The organism is Parasedimentitalea marina (genome assembly GCF_004006175.1).
GTDB lineage: Bacteria > Pseudomonadota > Alphaproteobacteria > Rhodobacterales > Rhodobacteraceae > Parasedimentitalea > Parasedimentitalea marina.
Genome location: NZ_CP033219.1, coordinates 3,541,866 through 3,561,956 on the forward strand (window position 1 = coordinate 3,541,866; position 20,091 = coordinate 3,561,956).

A 20,091-nucleotide genomic window follows, 5' to 3' on the forward strand; every position below is an offset into this window, starting at 1 on the left:
CAACGTCTACCAGCCGCCCTTAAATCTCCTCAACGTCCAGCACGCCATCAAGTGACTTAATCGCGCCCTTGATCTGCGGGTTGATGGGGAAATACTGGCCCAGATCCAGCTCAACATCGCCCGGTAATGTCGGGTCCTGCAGATACATCAGCACCTCGCCACGGCTGGCGTTTTTGGCGGCGGCGCGGGCTTCTTCCAGCACTGTGGCCACAGTCGACACCGCTGCCGCCTCGGTGATGTAAACCCTCAGGCTGCTGTTGCCCGCATCGGCCACGGCGGCGTCAATTGGACCAACAGACCGCGCCAGTAGCTTCAGCTGGTCGCTTTCCATCGTGGCCTCGGCCGTCAGCACCACCTTGGCGCCGGTCTCCAGATGTTCGCGGCTTTTCTCTAGCGCTTCGGAAAACAGCGTCACCTCAAAGCCGCCGGTGGTGTCCGACAGTTGGGCAAAGGCAAACCGGTTGCCGCGCGCCGATTTACGTTCCTGCCGACCGGCCACAACACCTGCCATCTTGGCCAGAAACGGACCACGCCGGGCTTTCTCCATCACCTCGTCCAGGGTCATCGCGCCTTTGCGTTTCAGCGCGGGCATATAGTCGTCCAGCGGGTGACCAGACAGGTAAAAGCCAATCGCCTTGAATTCCTCGCTCAACCGTTCAGCGGGCAACCAGTCCGGGGTGCCGGACAGACGGGGTTCTGGCAGATCCTCGCCGGCATCGCCAAATAGCGACACCTGATTGGAATTCTTCTGTTCATGGATCGCAGACGAGTAGCCGACCAAGGGCTCCAGACTGTCAAACACCCGGCGGCGGTTTGGATCTAACTGATCAAACCCGCCAGCCCGCGCCAGCATTTCAAGCGGCCGTTTGCCAACCTTTTTCAAATCCACCCGGCGGGCAAAATCAAACAGGTTCACAAAGGGCCGGTCACCACCATCCGCGCGACGGGCCGCCGTCACCAGCTTCATCGCCTCGACGCCGACGTTTTTCAACGCGCCCAGCGCATAGACCAGCTCGCCGTTGACCACGTTGAACATCGCATCAGAGCGGTTCACGCAGGGCGGCACATAGGGTAGGCCCAGCCCCTTTCTGACCTCTTCAAAGTAGACCGCCAGCTTATCAGTGAGGTGGATATCGCAATTCATCACCCCGCCCATGAATTCTACCGGGTGGTTCGCCTTTAGCCAGCCAGTTTGGTAGGATACCACCGCATAAGCCGCCGCGTGGCTTTTGTTGAAGCCGTAGTTGGCGAATTTTTCCAAAAGGTCGAAAACTTCCGAGGCCTTTTTCGGCGGCACGCCATTTTCGGCAGCACCTTTTTCAAATTTAGGCCGCTCGGCGTCCATCGCCTCTTTGATCTTCTTACCCATCGCCCGGCGCAGCAGATCCGCGCCGCCCAGGCTATAACCCGCCATCACCTGAGCAATCTGCATCACCTGTTCCTGGTAGATGATGATGCCCTGAGTTTCGGCCAGCAGATGGTCGATCAACGGGTGCACGGATTCAATTTCCTTGAGCCCGTTCTTGACCTCACAATAGGTCGGAATGTTCTCCATCGGGCCGGGACGATACAGCGCCACCAGCGCCACGATGTCCTCGATGCAGTTGGGCTTCATCCGCTTCAGCGCATCCATCATGCCGCTGGATTCCACCTGGAACACGGCCACCGTTTTGGCGGCTGCATAGAGTTTATAGGTGGGAATATCGTCCAGTGGGATGGCGTTGATCTCGTTCACTGCGCCTGTCGGTGGATCATACAGCTGAGTGCCGTCCGCTGCGATATGCAGATCGCGCCCCTCGCCCTTGATCAGGTCCACCGCACTTTGAATCACGGTCAGTGTTTTCAGACCCAGAAAGTCAAACTTGACCAGACCGGCCTGTTCCACCCATTTCATGTTGAACTGGGTTGCCGGCATGTCAGAGCGCGGGTCCTGATACAGCGGTACCAGCTCGTCAATGGGCCGGTCTCCAATCACCACCCCCGCCGCGTGGGTCGAGGCATTGCGCAGCAACCCTTCGACCTGCTGGCCATAGGTCAACAACCGATCCACAACCTCTTCGTTGCGGGCCTCTTCGCGCAGGCGAGGTTCTTCCTTCAGGCTGTCGGCAATCGACATCGGCTTGACGCCCTCAACAGGGATCAGCTTGGACAGACGGTCCACCTGCCCGTATGGCATCTGCAGCACCCGGCCAATGTCGCGCACCGCCGCCTTGGACAACAGCGCACCAAAGGTGATGATCTGGCCCACCCGGTCACGGCCATATTTCTGCTGCACATAGCGGATCACCTCTTCGCGGCGGTCCATGCAAAAATCGATATCGAAGTCGGGCATCGACACCCGTTCCGGGTTCAGGAAACGCTCAAACAGCAACGAATAGCGCAGCGGATCCAAGTCGGTCACCGTCAGCGCATAGGCCACCAGTGACCCCGCACCCGACCCCCGCCCCGGCCCAACCGGAATGCCCTGTTCCTTACCCCAGTGGATGAAGTCGGCAACAATCAGGAAATATCCGGGGAAACCCATGCCCTCGATAATGTCGAGCTCAAAATCCAGCCGTTTCTGGTACTCTTCAACAGTCACCGCATGGGGGATCACCGCCAGCCGGGCCTGCAAGCCCTCGTTGGCCTGACGGCGCAGCTCGGCAACCTCGTCATCGGCGAACTTGGGCAGGATTGGATCGCGCCGATAAGCCATAAAGGCGCAGCGCTTGGCGATCTCAACCGTATTCTCAATGGCTTCGGGCAGGTCAGCAAACAGGGTTACCATTTCCTGCTGGCTTTTGAAGTAATGCTGCGCAGTCAGGCGGCGGCGGCCTTCGGCCTGATCGACATAAGCGCCCTCTGAAATACAGATCAGCGCATCATGCGCCTCGTACATTTCGGTTTTGGGGAAATAGACGTCATTGGTCGCGACAAGGGGCAGATCCATCGCATAGGCCATTTCGATATGGCCGCGTTCGGTGGTCTTTTCAGCCTCGGGCTGACCGCCTTCCCCCGGGTGACGTTGCAATTCAACATACAGCCGGTCGGGGAAAATCGATTTGAGCCGTTGCATCATCTCTTGCGCAGCCGGGAGTTGACCCTGCTGTAGCAACAGACCAATCGGGCCATTGGGACCACCGGTCAGACAGATCAAGCCGGCAGAGTATTGTTCCAGCTCGTCAATTGTCACCTGCGGCAACTGGTGCCCCTTGTCCAGGTACAGACAAGAGTTCAGCTTCATCAGGTTTTCATACCCAACTTCGGACTGCGCCAGCAGCACCAATGAGGCTGGGGTCCTTGGCTTTTCGCCCGGGGCGGCCTGCTGATAGGTCATATCCACCTGGCAACCCAAGATGGGCTGGACGCCGGCGCCAGACAGCGTGACGGAAAACTCCAGTGCCGAGAACATGTTATTGGTATCGGTAACTGCAATGGCCGGCATCTCTGCAGCCTTGCAGAGATCCGGCAGCTTTTTCAGCCGCAGTGCACCCTCCAGAAGGGAATATTCAGTGTGGGTGCGCAGGTGAATGAATCGGGGAGATTGGGTCATATTGGCAAACTAGCCCATTGCAGCGGCGGTGTGAAAGCTGATTATCTGGGCGAGCAGACCACTCTTTCGACAGAATATCGCTCTTCATTATTCCGTTTTTCTTGAAAGTGTTATAGAGCTGTTAACTACAGGAATCATGTCAAGGCACTGAAGTTCAAAGAGAACACCCGGAAAACTGGACTTTTCAACACATCAATTCACTTAGAAATACTGCAGTGCAGAATGAGTTTTCCTTGCCAGACCAAGGATCCGCTTTCTAGGCTAAGGACAGCAAGCGACAATGCCCGCCACTTCTTCTACGTCGCATCGGAGAAGGGCAGTATCGGCAAAAACAGTAACGCGATGGGTTTCAACAATGGAAATCACCTTTCATCTAAACGGTGAAGAGGTCACGCTTTCGGGCGTTTCGCCAACGGCAACACTGCTGGACTGGCTGCGCGATGACCGGTTTTTGACCGGTACCAAAGAAGGCTGCAACGAAGGCGATTGCGGTGCTTGTTCGGTGATGGTGACTGATGATCGTGGCTCTAAGGCTTTGAATGCCTGCCTGTTGTTCCTGCCGCAGCTAAACGGCAAGGTCATTCACACGGTTGAAGGTGTCAGTGGGCCAGACGGCACCTTGCACCCAGTGCAACAGGCGATGATCACCCATCACGGATCGCAATGCGGATTTTGCACGCCCGGCTTTGTGATGTCGATGGTCACCGCACACACGAATGGGGCCACGGATCACGACGTTCAGATGGCTGGTAACCTGTGCCGCTGCACCGGCTATGCGCCCATCATCCGTGCCGCCGAGGCGGTAGAGGAACAACCGGTTCCTGTCTGGATCACTAAAGAAACAGTGGTGCGTGAACCCGCGCCTGCGGCGCAGAACCCCACACCCTTTGCCCCCCGCTCAAGTGATGAGCTGGCCGCGGTCTATGCGCAAAACCCTGATGCGGTTCTGGTGGCTGGGGCCACGGATGTGGCGCTCTGGGTGACTAAGGGCCTGCGGGATCTGGGCGATGTCATCTTTCTTGAGGGATGCGCCGACCTGAAGCAGATCGATATCACCGATAACGAGGTTCGACTGGGCGCCATGGTCGATATGAACGCCATGCGCGACGCGATTGCGCCGCTGCATCCGTCCTATGGTGAAATGATCCGCCGTTATGCCAGTCAGCAGGTCCGTGCGGCCGCCACCGTGGGTGGCAATATCGCCAATGGATCACCCATCGGGGACAACCCGCCCGCGCTGATCGCGCTGGGTGCAACCTTGCATCTGCGCAAGGGAGACACCCGACGGTCACTGCCGCTGGAAGATTTCTTTGTTGATTATGGCAAGCAGGATCGCCAACCCGGCGAGTTTGTCGAGGCGGTGAGTTTTGCCCGTCAACCCGACACTCTACGCGTTTACAAGCTGTCCAAGCGGTTTGATCAGGATATTTCAGCCGTGTTGGGCGCCTTCAACGTGACCACCGTAGATGGCATTGTCACCGAGGCCCGCATTGCCTTTGGCGGCATGGCTGCCACTCCGAAACGCGCCTCGCATCTTGAGGCCGCGCTGATGGGCCAGCCCTGGACCCCGGATACCATCACCGCAGCCGGGGCCGCGTTTGACAAGGACTTCACCCCAATGAGCGACATGCGGGCCTCAGCCCTGTACCGGCTGGAAAGTGCCCGCAACCTGCTGGCGCGTTATTATGCCGAGCTGAACGGCGAGACGGTTTCGGTGTTGGAGGTGGCGCTATGAGTCAATTGTCGCAAACCAACACCGGCCCCGTTGCCAAGCCCCTGCCCCACGATGCGGCCAGGCTGCATGTGACCGGCTCGGCCCGCTATGTGGACGACATCCCAATGCCCGCAGGCTGCCTGCACCTGGCCTTTGGGACATCGACCATTGCCAAGGGGCGGATCACCTCGATGGATCTGGACGCAGTGCGGGCCAGTGCTGGTGTCGTACAGGTGATGGTGGCGCAGGACCTGCCCTTTACCAATGACGTCTCGCCCTCGATCCACGATGAGCCGCTGCTGTCAGACGGCACCGTGCATTATGTCGGGCAACCGCTGTTTCTGGTGGTGGCGACCAGCCATCGCGCGGCCCGCGTCGCGGCGCGCAAAGGGACTATTGACTACGCCGAAGAGACCCCGATTCTGACAGTAGATCAGGCCATGCAGGCCGATAGTCGTTTCGAGGATGGCCCGCGGATTTACCACAAGGGAGATGCCAGTGCTGCCATCTCAGCGGCGGCGCATACCGTCGAAGGGGTGATGGAACTGGGCGGACAAGAGCATTTCTACCTGGAAGGTCAGGCTGCCTTGGCACTACCGCAGGAAGCTGGCGATATGCTGGTGACCAGCTCAACCCAGCATCCGACCGAGATCCAGCACAAGGTGGCTGAAGCCATTGGCATGCCGATGCACGCCGTGCGGGTCGAGATCCGTCGCATGGGGGGTGGATTTGGCGGCAAGGAAAGTCAAGGCAACGCACTGGCGGTGTCTTGTGCAATTGCGGCCCGCGCCACCGGCAAGCCCTGCAAGATGCGCTATGATCGCGACGACGACATGGTGATCACTGGCAAGCGGCATGATTTCCGCATTTCTTATCGCGCCGGCTTTGGTGAGGACGGGTCTTTGCACGGGGTCGAGTTCACCCATCTGGTGCGCTGTGGCTGGGCCCAGGACCTGTCGCTGCCAGTGGCCGATCGCGCCATGCTGCATGCGGACAATGCATATGCTATTCCGGCGATCCGCATTGAGAGCCATCGCCTTAAGACCAACACCCAAAGTGCCACAGCCTATCGTGGCTTTGGGGGGCCTCAGGGCATCGTCGGGATTGAGCGGGTGATGGATCATATTGCCCATGATCTGGGGCTGGATCCGGTCGACGTGCGGCGGGTGAATTATTATGATGCGCCGGCGGAACGGGAACAGGGGGGCGCTGCCCCCCAAACCCCCCGGAGTATTTCGGAAAAGATGAAGGACAACACCACGCCTTACGGCATGGAGGTCACTGATTTTGAACTGCATGGGATGACGGACCAGTTGCTGGAGAGTTCTGATTATGTGGCGCGCAGGGCTGAGATTGCGGCGTGGAACAAAGGGCAAGACCGTCTGAAGCGTGGCATTGGGTTTTCGCCGGTCAAGTTTGGCATATCCTTTACGCTGACGCATCTGAACCAAGCCGGGGCGCTGGTGCATGTCTATCAGGATGGATCGATCCACTTGAATCATGGCGGCACCGAGATGGGACAAGGGTTGTTCCAAAAAGTGGCGCAGGTGGCGGCCTCACGGTTTGGAGTTGGCATGGATCTGGTGAAGATCACCGCCACCGATACCGCCAAAGTGCCCAATACCTCGGCAACGGCGGCCTCATCCGGGGCGGATATGAATGGTATGGCTGTGAAGGCCGCCTGTGATACTCTGCGCGAGCGCATGGCCATGTTTCTGGCGCAGCGTCACCAGTGTGACGCCGCATCGGTGCGGTTTGAAGATGGCAAAATCCATGTTGGCGAGGAGGTGCTGACGTTTGAGGAGGCCGCCGCGCAGTGTTATCAGGGCCGCATCAGCCTGTCGGCGACCGGGTTCTACAAAACACCTAAAGTGGAATGGGACCGGATCAAAGGTCAGGGTCGGCCATTCTTTTACTTTGCCTATGGCGCCGCGCTGACCGAAGTGGTGGTGGACCGTCTGAGTGGTGAAAACCGGATTTTGCGCTGCGACATTCTGCATGATGCCGGGTCCTCGCTGAACCCTGATCTGGATATTGGTCAGGTTGAGGGCGCCTATGTGCAGGGGGCCGGCTGGCTGACCACGGAAGAGCTGGTTTGGGACGGTAAGGGCCATCTGAAAACCCATGCGCCCTCGACCTACAAGATCCCGGCCTGTTCGGATCGTCCGGATGTGTTCAACGTTGATCTCTGGGACGGCCAGAACCGCGAGGACAGTATTTATCGCTCTAAAGCCGTCGGTGAGCCGCCATTCAACCTTGGCATTTCAGCATATTTGGCGCTGAGCCATGCGGTATCTGAATTTGGCGATACCTATCCGGCGCTGGATGCGCCAGCCACTGCAGAACAGCTGTGGTCGGCGATCCGGAGGGTCCGGGATGGGGTTTAATCTGGAAGGTCTGACAACGGCCATAGCGACGCATGGTCGGGTGACCCGTGTTGTCATAGCCGAGATCCGCGGCTCGTCTCCGCGTGAGGTTGGGGCGGCGATGCTGGTGTGGTCAGACGGTCAGTCCGGCACCATCGGTGGCGGCACGCTGGAATTTGAAGCCGCCAATGCAGCGCGCAAGCAAGTCCAAGACTCTGTCCTAAGTCATCATGCGCTTGGCCCTGATCTGGGCCAGTGCTGTGGTGGCGCGGTAAAGCTGTTGAGCGAGGTCTATGACACGGCCCGACTGGCAACATTGGACAGCGAGACAATCGCGCGTCCGGTGTCATCGGGTCCCGACGCGCTTACTCCGATGGAGGTCAAGCGGGTGCTGGCGACAGCACGGGGCCAGGGCGTGCAGCCGGGTTCGCAACTGATCGCAGGTTGGATGATTGAGCCGGTTCACCAGGCCCAGGTGCCCCTGTGGATCTGGGGCGCAGGTCATGTGGGGCGTGCCTTGGTTGATGTGTTGTCGCCGCTGCCTGATCTGGCGATCACCTGGGTCGATACTGCACCCGAGCGGTTTCCCGATCACATTGCCGAGGGCGTGACACCGGTTCCGGCAGCTGATCCGGCCTTGCTGGTGCCGCATGCGCCAGCCAATGCCCACCATCTGGTGCTGACCTATTCCCATGCTCTGGATCTGGCACTGTGTCACAGCCTGCTGAGCCATGGGTTTAGCTTTGCCGGGTTGATCGGCTCGGCGACCAAATGGGCCCGGTTTCGGTCGCGTTTGGCTGCATTGGGACATAGCCCGGCACAAATCAGCCGGATCACCTGCCCAATCGGCGATCCCGCCCTGGGCAAACACCCGCAGATGATTGCGGTCGGCGTTGCGGCATATCTGCTGCGGCGTGACATCTCAAATGAATTGAAAAAGGATCATCGCGCGTGAGTGTTCCATTGCTGAGCCTGCAAGGGCTGACCAAAGCCTATCCCGGAGTCGTGGCCAATGACACCGTCTCGTTCGACATTGGCGAGGGAGAAGTCCACGCCCTGTTGGGGGAGAACGGCGCCGGTAAATCGACGCTGGTCAAAATGATCTATGGATTGGTGAAACCGGACAGCGGACAGATGCTGCTGCGCGGCGTCCCTTATGCGCCACCGGAACCGCGCGCTGCGCGCGGCGACGGCATCGCCATGGTGTTCCAGCATTTTTCGCTGTTTGACGCGCTGAATGTGGCTGAGAACATCGCCCTGGGCATGGAAAACCCACCGGCGATGAAGGATCTGGCCTCGCGTATTCGCGACGTCTCAGAGGCCTATGGTCTGCCACTTGATCCCTATCGTACAGTTGGCAACCTGTCGGCTGGCGAACGCCAGCGGGTCGAGATCATCCGCTGCCTGCTGCAGGATCCAAAACTGTTGATCATGGACGAGCCAACCTCGGTTCTGACGCCGCAAGAGGTGGATATCCTGTTCCAGACGCTGCAGAAACTGCGCTCGGAAGGCACCTCGATCCTGTATATCAGTCACAAGCTGGAAGAGATCCGCACCTTATGTGATCATGCCACCATCCTGCGACTGGGTAAAAATGTTGGCGAATGCACACCTGCCGATACATCGGCCCGCGAGATGGCCGAGTTGATGGTTGGCTCTACCCTGCATACGCCGGAACGGGTCGGCAATGAGTTTGGCGAGGTGGCGCTGAATATCTCGGATCTGTCTGTGCCGGCCCCTTCGGCCTTTGGCACGGCCTTGAAGCAGGTCAACCTGACGGTGCGCAAAGGTGAGGTGCTGGGCATTGGCGGGGTGGCTGGTAACGGTCAAGATGAGCTGCTGAATGTTTTGTCAGGCGAAACCACGACGCAAGCCGATGCGGTTAAGCTGCACGGCGCAGAAATTGGCCATTTCGGGCCGGTAGAGCGCCGTCGCTTGGGCGTTCTGGCTGCACCAGAGGAACGTCTGGGCCATGCCGCAGTCCCAGACATGAGCCTTACTGAGAACGCCATGTTGACCGGCGCCGTGCGTCAGGAGTTGGAAAACAAAGGGTTCCTGAACTGGGGTGCTGCCAAAGAGTTCGCCGAGACCGTGATCAAGGCTTTTGATGTGCGCACACCGGGACCGGAAAACGCCGCGCGGTCACTGTCTGGGGGCAATTTGCAAAAGTTTGTGATTGGCCGCGAGGTCTTGCAAAAACCGGATGTGCTGGTGGTGAACCAACCGACCTGGGGTGTGGATGCCTCTGCGGCGGCTGACATCCGTCAGTCGCTGCTGGATCTGGCCGCCAAGGGCGCGGCGGTGATCTGCATCAGCCAGGATCTGGACGAGTTGATGGAAATCTCTGACAATTTTGCCGCCTTGAACGAAGGCCGGTTGAGCGCGCCACGCGCTGCAGCCGGGCTGACGGTGGATGAAATTGGTCTGATGCTGGGCGGAGCGCACGGCATGGAGGTTTCGCATGTTTGAGCAGGCACATCCCATTTTCGCCTTCGGCGAGAGTATTTTTAAAAAAATGAAGCAAGGGGTCACACTATGATCATGCTTGAGAAACGGCCACAGCCGTCGCGGGCCTGGTCGCTGGCGACGCCGCTGGTCGCGGTACTGGCCACGATGGTTTTTGGCGGGGTACTGTTTGCCGCATTGGGTAAGGATCCGATAGAGGCAATCCGCACTATTTTCTGGGAACCGCTGTTTGGTGAGTTTGCCTTTTACTATCGCCCGCAACTGCTGGTCAAAGGCGCGCCGCTGGTGCTGATTGCCATTGGTCTGAGCCTTGGCTTTAAAGCCGGGATCTGGAACATTGGCGCCGAAGGGCAGTATATCATGGGCGCCATTATTGGCGCCGCGGTTGGACTGGCGTTCTATCCCTATGAAGCCTGGTATATCTTCCCACTGATGGTGATTGCCGGCGCGTTGGGCGGTTGGGCCTGGGCAATGATCCCCGCCTTTCTGAAAGTTCGCTTTGGTACCAACGAGATTCTGGTGTCGCTGATGCTGGTCTATATCGCCGAGCAACTTCTGGCCTCGGCCTCGCTGCGGTTTTTGAAAAACCCCGAGGGATTTGGCTTTCCCGGATCGCGCAATCTGCAAGACTACCCCAGTGCCTTTAACGGCGAATTGATCGCGGGCTCTGGGATGCATTGGGGCGTGGTGACGGCGCTGATCGCGGTGATCTTTGCCTATGTGCTGCTGAACCGGCATATGTTGGGTTTCCACATCCGCTTAACCGGCGAAGCGCCACGTGCGGCTAAGTTTGCCGGGGTCAATCCATCCAGACTGATCCTGTTGTGCCTGGGTATGTCCGGCGCATTGGCCGGGTTGGCCGGGTTGTTCGAAGTGGCCGGACCAGCGGGCCAGATCAGCATCGATTTCAACGTTGGCTATGGCTTTACCGCGATCATCGTGGCCTTTCTGGGCCGGCTTCACCCTGTTGGCATTCTGCTGGCCGGTGGGTTGATGGCGCTGACCTACATCGGTGGTGACATCGCGCAATCCAATCTCGGCCTGCCTTCGGCAGCAATCCAGGTGTTTCAGGGCATGTTGCTGTTCTTCCTGCTGGCGCTGGACCTATTAACAAATTTCCGCGTGACCCTGCGCAAAGTGGAGGTGGCGTGAAATGGACTTGAGCGCAATTAACCCAATCCTGCTGATCGCCTCACTGATGGTGGCAGCGACCCCGATCCTGCTGGCCGCAATCGGCGAGTTGGTGGTGGAGAAATCCGGTGTTCTGAACCTTGGTGTTGAAGGAATGATGATCATCGGCGCGGTTGCTGGCTTTGCCACTGCCGTCGAAAGCGGCTCACCCTGGTTGGGCTTTGTGGCCTCGGCAGTATCAGGCGCAGTCTTCTCGCTGCTGTTTGTCCTGCTGACACAGGTGGCAAAGGCAAACCAGGTGGCCTCGGGACTGGCCTTGACACTGACCGGCCTGGGTCTGTCAGCGCTGTTGGGTCAAAGCTATGTGGGGGTTAAGCCGCCACAGATGGGCAAGCTGGACATTCCAGTGCTCAGCGATCTGCCGGTGGTTGGACCCATCCTGTTTGGCCATGATCCGATTTTGTACATCGGTATTGCCCTGGTGGCTGCGGTCTGGGCCCTGCTGAAGTACACCCGTGCGGGACTGATCCTGCGGGCGGTCGGCGAAAGCCACGACGCCGCCCATGCGCTGGGATACAAAGTGATCCGTATCCGCGTCTTGGCAATCATGTTTGGTGGGGCCTGCGCGGGCCTGGGTGGGGCCTATATCAGCCTGATCCGGGTGCCCCAATGGACCGAGGGCATGACAGCTGGTGTTGGCTGGATCGCCTTGGCGCTGGTGGTGTTTGCCAGTTGGAAGCCATGGCGTGCGCTGCTGGGTGCCTATCTTTTTGGCGGAGTGACAGTTGTGCAGCTTAATCTGCAGGCGGCGGGCGTTGCCATTCCTGTCGAATATCTGGCAATGTCACCCTATGTGATTACAATCATTGTGCTTGTCATTCTTTCCGCTGACAAAAGCAGCGCGCCAGCTGCTTTGGGCCGTAATTTCCACGCCTCCCGCTAATTGCGGGGTGCGCCTATACCTGCCCCTGAGTTTCAGGGGCCAAACAAAAACCAACTGGGGGAAACCTTTATGAAACTGACTACTCTACTGACAAGCGCTGCAATGGCCTTGGGCCTGGCCGCTGGTGCCATGGCTGCTGACAAAACCAAAGTGGGCTTTGTCTTTGTTGGCCCCGTCGGCGACGGCGGCTGGACCTATGAGCACAACCAGGGCCGTCTGGCCGTGGAAGAGGCACATGGTGACAAGGTTGAAACCGTCTATGTTGAAAACGTTGCTGAAGGCCCCGACGCCGAGCGTGTGATGACTCAGATGGCGCTGGAAGGTGCTGACCTGATCTTTACCACTTCGTTTGGCTACATGGATCCGACCATCAACGTTGCCAAGAAATTCCCCAACGTTCGGTTCGAGCACGCCACTGGCTATAAGACAGCACCAAACGTATCGACTTATTCGGCACGTTTCTATGAAGGTCGCGCCGTTCAGGGCACCATCGCTGGCCACATGACCAAGAGCAACATCGTTGGCTACATTGGCTCGTTTCCGATCCCCGAAGTGGTTCGCGGCATCAACTCGGCCTATATCCACGCCAAAAAGGTCAACCCGGACGTTGAGTTCAAAATCATCTGGGCCTTCACGTGGTTTGATCCGGCTAAGGAAGCGGACGCTGCCAAGGTGCTGATCGAACAGGGCGCAGACGTCATCCTGCAGCACACCGACTCAACTGCACCGCAGGCCGCTGCACAGACTGCTGGCAACGTGATCACCTTTGGTCAGGCTTCGGATATGTCCGAATATGGTCCATCGCCACGGGTTTCCTCGATCATTGATGATTGGGCCCCTTATTACATCGCTCGCACACAGGCTGTGATGGACGGTTCTTGGGAATCCGCCATGACCTGGGACGGCATCGGCGCTGGCATGGTTGGCATCGGCGAGATCTCTGACGCGGTTCCGGCTGACGTCAAAGACGCGGCTCTGGCGATGAAGGCTTCGCTGGCGGATGGCTCCTACCACGCCTTTACCGGCCCGATTAACAAACAGGACGGCTCGGCATGGTTGGCAGACGGTGAAACCGCTGATGACGGCACCCTGGCTGGCATGAACTTCTTTGTCGAAGGCATCGAAGGCGACATCCCGCAGTAAGCTGCCGAACGTTTGAATTTGGAAAGGCCCGTCAATTTGGCGGGCCTTTTTCATTTGTTGCGGCTGGCAATTTTGTTTTTTGTAGACCAGTCTCGTGAAAATAGTAGGCAAAAATGAGAGCTGCATGGCAACGATTTGTGAAACTGCTGCGTCTTTACGTGTTATCGGCGATGAGCTCGATCCCGATGAAGTAACAAGATTACTGGCCGGGGACCCGGATAATGCTCAGCGAAAGGGTGCTGTAATCCAAATGTCTGGCGAAAGCCAAAGGATTGCCCAAACTGGCATATGGAGGAAGAAAGTCGAACGTCGATGCCCCGGCGATCTCGACGGGCAGATTGTCAAACTGTTGACAGACCTGACTGACGATCTAGAGGCATGGGCGCATTTATCCGAGGACTGCCGAGTTGAATTCTTTTGTGGCCTGTTCATGGAAAATGGCAACGAAGGTATCCGGCTTAAATCAGAGACAATTATGATGCTTGCTGAGCGTCATATCGCGTTGGATTTTGACATTTACGCAGCTGAACCTGGCATATAAGGAAACAGGCCCCAGCGTGCCGGGGCCTGTCTCTCGCAATTTGCTTTCGTTAGTGCCCCGAGAACACCAGTTGTTGCACCGGTAGCAGCAGCATCTGAATGCGCAGCAACAGCGCATGCACAATTCCTACTGTGTCGACCATATGCAGGAACAGCCACTCGCCGGTGCCTAAATCCGGATCATCGAGGATATCGTGATTGTTGGTATAGGCGTTGGCCAGACAGGTACTGCCCGGCAAGATATCAGCAGCCTGCCCCTCATAAACGGGTTCCAGGAAGACGGTCACCGTACCTGGACGTCCCGTGTCTTGTGGGTCACGAAGCGCATCTGTCGGCCGCATCTGACCTGACGGGATCACAGTTTGCATTCCCACTACAACCATCGGAATGATGGTGAACGGTTTGCTGAGGCAGCCCATTTCTGCATACATGCCCGGCTTGATCACATTGGCCGTCAGCTGACCAAAGCCAGCCGCAAAGCGATCCCTTTCGGTAAACTCATCCGGAATCAGCAATCCAGCAGGGCGCAGGATTGGGTTCACATAGTCTCCCGGCTGCAAGGCAAATTGCTCAACCATGCCCGACACCCCCGCGTAAACGATGGTCTTGGCCAGTTCGGCCTCGGCCTGCTCAAGCGCAGCTTTGGCACTGGCCTGTTGTGCTGGGATCAGCACACCAATGTTGGTTTCAACCGCTGCCTTACTGGCCCTGGCGGCATCCAGTTGACCTTCGCGCTGACCAACCAGGTTTTCCAGCCGGTCGATCTCGGTCTGGCGCACAGCACTAGAGCCGCGCTCCTTTAGTTCGAGGTTTCGCGCCAAATCATCGTTTGCCTGCTTCAGCGAGGCTTCAACCTGATGAATGCCTGCCTCGGCTGCGGCCAGATCTGTGGCGGCCACGGCTTGAAGGGCTTCGACCTCTTTGATCCGGGCCTGTGCGGTCGCGACTGCGGTGCGTTGACTGGCATCATCCAGTCGGAACAAGACCTCCCCCACTTTGACCGCTTGGTTGTTTGCAACCATAACCTCGGACACGCGGCCACCGGTTTCCGGCAGAATGGTCACCGTCCGGAAATAATTCGCCACGCTGGTCGTCGCCGGGTGGTAATAAAAGATCGTGGTGATCAGCGAGATCGTCAGGATGGCACAGGCGGTGATCCCCCAGCGCAGCTCATACCAGACCGAGAACAGATTGATCTCATGGCCAATCCGCTTGCCTTGCACATAACGGCGCACCAGAAAATCGGGCAGAACGGTCAACATCGAGCAGAATAAGAGTTCAAACATGCGCCTCTCCTTCCGGCTGAGCCTGTGGTTGCGGCTGCTGCGCAACGGGATCTGGTTCCGGGGGGGCTGCGATGTCTGCCTCGTCAGCCAGTACTCGCTTGTTCAAAGACGCCAGAGAGGCTGCAATCGACTGAAGCGGCGACAGAAAATCGGGCATCCGAAAGGCCGCAACCAGCAGGGCGATCACCCAGAATATATTGTTATGGGTAAACAAGGCCAGCAATGCCAGAATGCCGATGACCTGCATCTGCGCGTGGTTGTCAGCATGCGCCATATGTTCCGGAATGGCGTGCAATTTGAAATAGAGCGAGCCAATGCCAAGCACCAACAGGATGGTGATCACCGTCATTGCCGTAAACATGGGATCACTGCCATCTGGGCCAGGTAAATATCCGGGTATATGCCCCGTCGCCATAGCATGGGTCGCGGCTGTAATGTCTGTGGACACAGCTCTTCCTCCAAAAATTGAAATCAACTAATTATTGCTTTGCAATATATTGGCACTGGATCCATGCAAAAACCAAGGTGTAATTCGCCCTGCGCGAATTGTCCGCTTTCCGCTTTCCCACCTTTGGTCACCGTGCAATGGTTCCTGAAACAGCAAACACAAATGTCACAACGGCTGACAGGATTGACCAACAGGACCATTTACATGACTGATTTCATCGTTATCGGCGGCGGCATTGCTGGTATCAGCGCGGCGGCACGGCTTTCGGATCACGGGACCGTCACCGTTTTGGAAATGGAAGAGGCGCTCGGCTATCACGCATCGGGTCGCTCAGCTGCAATGTTTGAGGAAAACTACGGCAATACATCAACCGTTGCCCTTAACCGGGCCAGCGCGGATTACCATCACAATGCAAATGGCGGATATCTGACACCACGTGGGCTGTTACTGGTCGCAGGATCTCATCAGGCGCAGGAATTTGCCGATGATCTGGCGACATTGAACCTGCACCAGATCTCGATGGATGAGGCCATATCGCGGGTGCCGATCCTGAACCCGGACACCGTCGCACTGGCGGGCCTGCACCAGGATGCTCAGGATCTTGATACCGATCGCATGATCCAGGACTTTGCCAAGGTCGTGCGGGCGGGTGGCGGTCAGGTGATCACCAAGGCCACCGTCTCGTCCATCGCCAAAACCGACCACGGTTGGCAGGTGACCGCAGGTGGCACCGACTACGAGGCGAAGCAATTGGTCAACGCCGCTGGCGCCTGGGTCGATCAGATCGCCGCCCTGGCCAATGTGGCCCCGATCGGCATCAACCCTCTGCGCCGTTCCATGGCGCGCCTGCCGGCACCAGGGGGCCACGATGTGACCGGCTGGCCGATGGTGATGGGGGTCGGCGAGGCCTGGTATGCCAAACCGGATGCCGGCAAGCTGCTGGTCTCTCCGGCTGATGCCGACCCGGTTGCCCCCCATGACGCCTATACCGACGACATGGTGCTGGCCGAAGGTCTGGCCCGCTACGAAGACATGGTCACCGAACCGGTGACCCGGGTCGAAAGCAACTGGGCCGGGCTGCGCAGCTTTGCCCCTGACAAGGCGCTGGTACTGGGGCCTGACCCCGATCAGCCCTCGTTCATCTGGTGTGCCGCGCAGGGCGGCTATGGGTTCCAGACCGCCCCAGCAGCGTCGCGTCTGCTGGCCGACCTGGTTGGCGGTTGCACACCCGAAATAGAACCTGAGATTATACGGCAGTTGTCCCCGGCAAGGTTTCACTGATGCCCATCCGCTCGGTTCCCGGTACGGCCTCGGTCGCCACGCCCGAGGGCGGCAAACTATTTGCCCCCTCAGCCGCCCGCAACATGCCAGCCTTGGTAGATCTGCTGACCCAGGTGGCCCCAACGCAGGGGCATGCACTGGAAATTGCCAGCGGCACCGGTCAGCATGTGGTGGGCTATGCCAGCCGCCTGCCCGGCCTGATCTGGCAACCCACCGAAGTCGACGCCGTACGGCGCGCCAGTATTGATGCCTATGCTGTTGAGGCTGGTCTGGACAACGTCCTGACGGCCCGCGCGCTGGATGCCACATCACCGGGCTGGGGCAGCCAGCTGGACAGGCCGCAGGATCTGATCGTCCTTAGCAACCTGTTGCACCTGATCAGTAAGCCAGAGACCCGCATCCTGATATCTGAGGCCGCAGCTGCACTTGCCCCGGATGGCCAGCTGGTGATCTACGGCCCCTTCATGCGTAATACCTCACTGTCCAGCGACGGCGATGTCGCCTTTCACGCCAGCCTCATCGCGCATGATCCCGAAACCGGGTATAAAGATGATGGCGAGACCAAAATCTGGCTACAGGACGCCGGGTTGAATATGGTCGGCTCACCCGAGATGCCAGCCAACAATCTTGCCCTGATTTCGAAAAAGACTCCGACCTGATCTGCATCAAAGTGATGATTGAGTTCCGCCCTTACACATTCACCAACAAGAATGTGTAAGGAGATGGATCTGACATGAGCTGGCAAGACAAACTGAAAAGCACCCGCGTAGGGTTGCGCAATCTGAACGGGGCCATCCCCGAAGTGACGCAGGCCTTTGGCGGCTTAGGCAAAGCCGTCAAACAGGGTGGCGTGCTAGATTACAAAACCAAAGAATTTGTCGCCCTGGGCATCGCAGTGACCGGGCGTTGCGAAGATTGCATTGGGTTGCACATCGAGGCCCTGATCAAGGCTAAAGCCAGCCGCGACGAGATTGCCGACGTATTGGCCATGGCCATCCAGATGGGCGGAGGCCCCGCCATGATGTACGCCGCCAAGGCGATGACCTGTTATGACGAGCTGACGACTTGAAAACGCCGCGCCCTCTTGAATGCGAGGGCGCGTTTTATTTCCTTCCACCAAACCGCTAAGGTAGTGCCGGAAAACCCACTAATCAGCGCGACTATGCCGCCATCGACTTCTCGAGCACCAAAAAGGTCATCATGCCCATTGGCGGCAGCGTTTTGCGCTCCACCACTGACAGGGTTGGCTCGCCCAGCACGGTGCCAACCTCAAAATCCGAGTGCCATCCCAACAGGTTTGAAAACGGCGCTGACAGCCGTTCGACAGCCGCCAGAAAGCCTTTGTCGCGGGCAAAGTGGTTGGTGATCACGATATGACCACCGGGCTTGCAGACCCGTGCCATTTCCGACACCACCCGCTCGGGCTCGGGCACGACCGAGACAATGTGCATGGCAGCCACGGTATCAAAATGGTTGTCCGGAAAGTCGAGATCCCGCGCATCCATTTGCTGCAGGCTTTTAACATGGTTCAACTCTTTTTCCCGCACTTTGTTGCGGGCCTTGTCCAGCATGTGATCACTGAAATCGATGCCGGTGACGTTCATTTCAGGATCATAAAACGGCAGCGCCATTCCGGTTCCCACGCCAACCTCAAGCACTTTGCCTGCCCGTTGGTTCACATAGGCCACCGAGTGGCGGCGGCCAACATTGGTGATCGCTCCGAACGTTTTGTCATAGACCGGTGCCCACCGAGCATAGGACGTTTTGACTGCATTGATGTCCATGGGTCTGCCTTTACGTTACCTTAATTTTACGAGAGGCGCGAAGCGCCCAAAGAATACTGAAAATATAAATGATATTCAAAAATACCAGTGTCGCCCAAAGATAGGTCAGCAAAGCGGCCACCAACAAAACAGCCCCCAGAACAACAAATTTGGCCTTGTCCCGCATGATCGCCAGGTTCTTGAATGAATAGGTCGGAATGTGGCTGATCATCAGTAGCCCAACAGCCACCGTATACAGCGCCACCAGCAGCGGTGGCAGTGGCGGCATGTCCGGGAACAGAAACGAGACGAACATCGGCAACATGACCAGAAACGCACCAGCGGGGGATGGCACTCCGACAAAGTAACCGGTGTCAGCCGTCTCATCGCCTGCCTTGGTGGACACATTGAAACGCGCCAGACGCAGCACACAGCAGATCGCATAGACCAGCACCGCAATCCAACCGGCGCGGCTCATGTCCTGCAGACCCCAGACATAAAGGATCAATGCAGGTGCGACGCCAAAATTCAGAAAATCAGCCAGCGAGTCCAGCTCAGCACCAATCAGCGACTGCGCTTTGAGCAACCGGGCCAGCCGACCGTCAAAGCCGTCCAGCACACAGGCCAACAGGATCAGATAGACCGCCCGCTCAAAATCGCCCTGAAATCCAAACCGGATCGCCGTCAGACCGGCGCAGATGGCGGCAAAGGTCAACAGGTTTGGCAGCAAGTGCACAATCGGCAAATCGGGCCGTGGGCTGCGGGAGCGCTCGGTCATGGCTTATCCAACCCGCGCAATTCGGGCGCTTTCCTGCGACGCAAAATCTGCAATCACGCTTTCGCCTGCCACCATGGTCTGACCCAGGCTGACCATGGGCTCCACCCCCTCGGGCAGGTAGACATCCAAACGAGAACCAAAACGGATCAGGCCAAAACGCTCGCCGGTCTGCATCCGTTGTCCCTTGCTGACGAAACACACAATCCGACGCGCCACCAGACCCGCGATCTGCACCACGGCGATCTGCCGGCCATCGGCCATCTCGATGCACAGGCTGTTGCGCTCGTTGTCAACGCTGGCCTTATCCAGCGACGCATTCAGGAATTTTCCGGGGCGATAGCCAATTGCCGCGACTTTTCCAGCGATCGGCGTGCGGTTCACGTGGCAGTTAAACACGCTCATGAATACAGAGACGCGGGTCAGAGCCTTGTCTTCCATCCCCAGTTCAGCGGGCGGCACGGCCTTTTCGATCAGCGACACAACGCCATCAGCCGGGCTGACCAGCAGCCCTTCGCGGGCCGGAGTAGCGCGTTTGGGATCGCGAAAGAAATAATAGCACCACACGGTCAGGCCAACGCCGATCCAACCGAGAAATTCCGCGATAAGAAACAACACAAAGGTAATAGCTGCAAAAATGGCGACGAATTTACGCCCCTCAGGATGCATCGGTTTAATAAAAGTATCGCGCATCCGCATGGAG

Annotated in this window: 17 protein-coding genes; 11 read left to right on the plus strand and 6 right to left on the minus strand. The window is 58.1% G+C overall.

Annotated elements, in window-relative coordinates; translation table 11 throughout:
• Positions 1–19 precede the first annotated feature (19 nt).
• Positions 20–3,532, minus strand: a complete 3,513-nt coding sequence (gene dnaE / locus EBB79_RS17055; protein WP_127750004.1) for a DNA polymerase III subunit alpha — start codon at positions 3,530–3,532, stop codon at positions 20–22.
• A 355-nt stretch (positions 3,533–3,887) separates the two neighbouring features.
• On the opposite strand from dnaE, the gene xdhA reads away from it, so the two are divergent.
• The 8 genes from xdhA (at position 3,888) to EBB79_RS17095 (ending at position 13,836) form a co-directional block, all read left to right on the plus strand.
• Positions 3,888–5,267 (plus strand): xanthine dehydrogenase small subunit, encoded by a 1,380-nt coding sequence (xdhA, locus tag EBB79_RS17060; protein WP_127750005.1) that lies wholly within the window; start codon positions 3,888–3,890, stop codon positions 5,265–5,267.
• Positions 5,264–7,633 (plus strand): xanthine dehydrogenase molybdopterin binding subunit, encoded by a 2,370-nt coding sequence (gene xdhB, locus EBB79_RS17065; protein WP_127750006.1) that lies wholly within the window; start codon positions 5,264–5,266, stop codon positions 7,631–7,633. The genes xdhA and xdhB overlap by 4 nt, the downstream gene beginning before the upstream one ends.
• On the plus strand, positions 7,623–8,567 hold the full coding sequence (gene xdhC / locus EBB79_RS17070; protein ID WP_127750008.1) for a xanthine dehydrogenase accessory protein XdhC: 945 nt from the start codon (positions 7,623–7,625) through the stop codon (positions 8,565–8,567). The genes xdhB and xdhC overlap by 11 nt, the downstream gene beginning before the upstream one ends.
• Entirely contained in the window at positions 8,564–10,081 is a 1,518-nt protein-coding gene (locus EBB79_RS17075; protein ID WP_127750009.1) for an ABC transporter ATP-binding protein, read from the plus strand. Before xdhC ends, EBB79_RS17075 begins: the two co-directional genes overlap by 4 nt.
• 66 nt (positions 10,082–10,147) lie before the next feature.
• Positions 10,148–11,230: an ABC transporter permease gene (locus EBB79_RS17080; protein WP_127750010.1), complete on the plus strand. Its 1,083-nt coding sequence runs from the start codon at positions 10,148–10,150 to the stop codon at positions 11,228–11,230.
• 1 nt (position 11,231) lies between these two features.
• Entirely contained in the window at positions 11,232–12,152 is a 921-nt protein-coding gene (locus tag EBB79_RS17085; RefSeq protein ID WP_127750011.1) for an ABC transporter permease, read from the plus strand.
• 69 nt (positions 12,153–12,221) lie between these two features.
• Positions 12,222–13,295, plus strand: a complete 1,074-nt coding sequence (locus EBB79_RS17090) for a BMP family ABC transporter substrate-binding protein (RefSeq protein ID WP_127750012.1) — start codon at positions 12,222–12,224, stop codon at positions 13,293–13,295.
• Positions 13,296–13,389: 94 nt separating this feature from the next.
• A complete protein-coding gene (locus tag EBB79_RS17095) occupies positions 13,390–13,836 on the plus strand; it encodes a DUF4279 domain-containing protein (protein ID WP_127750013.1) in 447 nt (148 codons plus the stop codon).
• A gap of 49 nt (positions 13,837–13,885) precedes the next feature.
• Here EBB79_RS17095 and EBB79_RS17100 read toward each other — a convergent pair whose 3' ends face one another.
• Positions 13,886–15,121, minus strand: coding sequence for an HlyD family secretion protein (locus EBB79_RS17100; RefSeq protein ID WP_127750014.1), 1,236 nt, complete (start codon positions 15,119–15,121; stop codon positions 13,886–13,888).
• A complete protein-coding gene (locus EBB79_RS17105; RefSeq protein WP_238704941.1) occupies positions 15,114–15,569 on the minus strand; it encodes a hypothetical protein in 456 nt (151 codons plus the stop codon). The genes EBB79_RS17100 and EBB79_RS17105 overlap by 8 nt, the downstream gene beginning before the upstream one ends.
• A 204-nt stretch (positions 15,570–15,773) precedes the next feature.
• On the opposite strand from EBB79_RS17105, the gene EBB79_RS17110 reads away from it, so the two are divergent.
• From EBB79_RS17110 to EBB79_RS17120, 3 genes are all read left to right on the plus strand, one after another.
• Entirely contained in the window at positions 15,774–16,850 is a 1,077-nt protein-coding gene (locus tag EBB79_RS17110) for an NAD(P)/FAD-dependent oxidoreductase (protein WP_127750015.1), read from the plus strand.
• Positions 16,850–17,509 carry a DUF938 domain-containing protein gene (locus EBB79_RS17115; protein WP_127750017.1) on the plus strand — a complete coding sequence of 220 codons (660 nt, stop codon included), beginning with the start codon at positions 16,850–16,852 and terminating at the stop codon, positions 17,507–17,509. The genes EBB79_RS17110 and EBB79_RS17115 overlap by 1 nt, the downstream gene beginning before the upstream one ends.
• Positions 17,510–17,583: 74 nt before the next feature.
• Positions 17,584–17,919, plus strand: a complete 336-nt coding sequence (locus EBB79_RS17120) for a carboxymuconolactone decarboxylase family protein (RefSeq protein ID WP_127750019.1) — start codon at positions 17,584–17,586, stop codon at positions 17,917–17,919.
• A gap of 91 nt (positions 17,920–18,010) precedes the next feature.
• On the opposite strand, the gene EBB79_RS17125 is transcribed toward EBB79_RS17120, so the two are convergent.
• The 3 genes from EBB79_RS17125 to EBB79_RS17135 are packed head-to-tail and all read right to left on the minus strand — an operon-like array spanning position 18,011 to position 20,087.
• Positions 18,011–18,634: a class I SAM-dependent methyltransferase gene (locus EBB79_RS17125; protein ID WP_127750021.1), complete on the minus strand. Its 624-nt coding sequence runs from the start codon at positions 18,632–18,634 to the stop codon at positions 18,011–18,013.
• Between the two features lie 10 nt (positions 18,635–18,644).
• Complete coding sequence (gene pssA, locus EBB79_RS17130) at positions 18,645–19,391, minus strand: CDP-diacylglycerol--serine O-phosphatidyltransferase (protein ID WP_127750022.1); 747 nt, start codon at positions 19,389–19,391, stop codon at positions 18,645–18,647.
• A 3-nt stretch (positions 19,392–19,394) separates the two neighbouring features.
• Positions 19,395–20,087: a phosphatidylserine decarboxylase gene (locus tag EBB79_RS17135; protein WP_127750023.1), complete on the minus strand. Its 693-nt coding sequence runs from the start codon at positions 20,085–20,087 to the stop codon at positions 19,395–19,397.
• Positions 20,088–20,091 lie beyond the last annotated feature (4 nt).

What these genes read in the sequence shown, in the direction of transcription:
- dnaE (WP_127750004.1), bottom strand. Translation starts at nt 3,532, where the DNA reads ATGACCCAATCTCCCCGATTCATTCACCTGCGCACCCACACTGAATAT.
- xdhA (WP_127750005.1), top strand. Translation starts at nt 3,888, where the DNA reads ATGGAAATCACCTTTCATCTAAACGGTGAAGAGGTCACGCTTTCGGGC.
- xdhB (WP_127750006.1), top strand. Translation starts at nt 5,264, where the DNA reads ATGAGTCAATTGTCGCAAACCAACACCGGCCCCGTTGCCAAGCCCCTG.
- xdhC (WP_127750008.1), top strand. Translation starts at nt 7,623, where the DNA reads ATGGGGTTTAATCTGGAAGGTCTGACAACGGCCATAGCGACGCATGGT.
- EBB79_RS17080 (WP_127750010.1), top strand. Translation starts at nt 10,148, where the DNA reads ATGATCATGCTTGAGAAACGGCCACAGCCGTCGCGGGCCTGGTCGCTG.
- EBB79_RS17085 (WP_127750011.1), top strand. Translation starts at nt 11,232, where the DNA reads ATGGACTTGAGCGCAATTAACCCAATCCTGCTGATCGCCTCACTGATG.
- EBB79_RS17090 (WP_127750012.1), top strand. Translation starts at nt 12,222, where the DNA reads ATGAAACTGACTACTCTACTGACAAGCGCTGCAATGGCCTTGGGCCTG.
- EBB79_RS17100 (WP_127750014.1), bottom strand. Translation starts at nt 15,121, where the DNA reads ATGTTTGAACTCTTATTCTGCTCGATGTTGACCGTTCTGCCCGATTTT.
- EBB79_RS17110 (WP_127750015.1), top strand. Translation starts at nt 15,774, where the DNA reads ATGACTGATTTCATCGTTATCGGCGGCGGCATTGCTGGTATCAGCGCG.
- EBB79_RS17115 (WP_127750017.1), top strand. Translation starts at nt 16,850, where the DNA reads ATGCCCATCCGCTCGGTTCCCGGTACGGCCTCGGTCGCCACGCCCGAG.
- EBB79_RS17120 (WP_127750019.1), top strand. Translation starts at nt 17,584, where the DNA reads ATGAGCTGGCAAGACAAACTGAAAAGCACCCGCGTAGGGTTGCGCAAT.
- EBB79_RS17125 (WP_127750021.1), bottom strand. Translation starts at nt 18,634, where the DNA reads ATGGACATCAATGCAGTCAAAACGTCCTATGCTCGGTGGGCACCGGTC.
- pssA (WP_127750022.1), bottom strand. Translation starts at nt 19,391, where the DNA reads ATGACCGAGCGCTCCCGCAGCCCACGGCCCGATTTGCCGATTGTGCAC.
- EBB79_RS17135 (WP_127750023.1), bottom strand. Translation starts at nt 20,087, where the DNA reads ATGCGGATGCGCGATACTTTTATTAAACCGATGCATCCTGAGGGGCGT.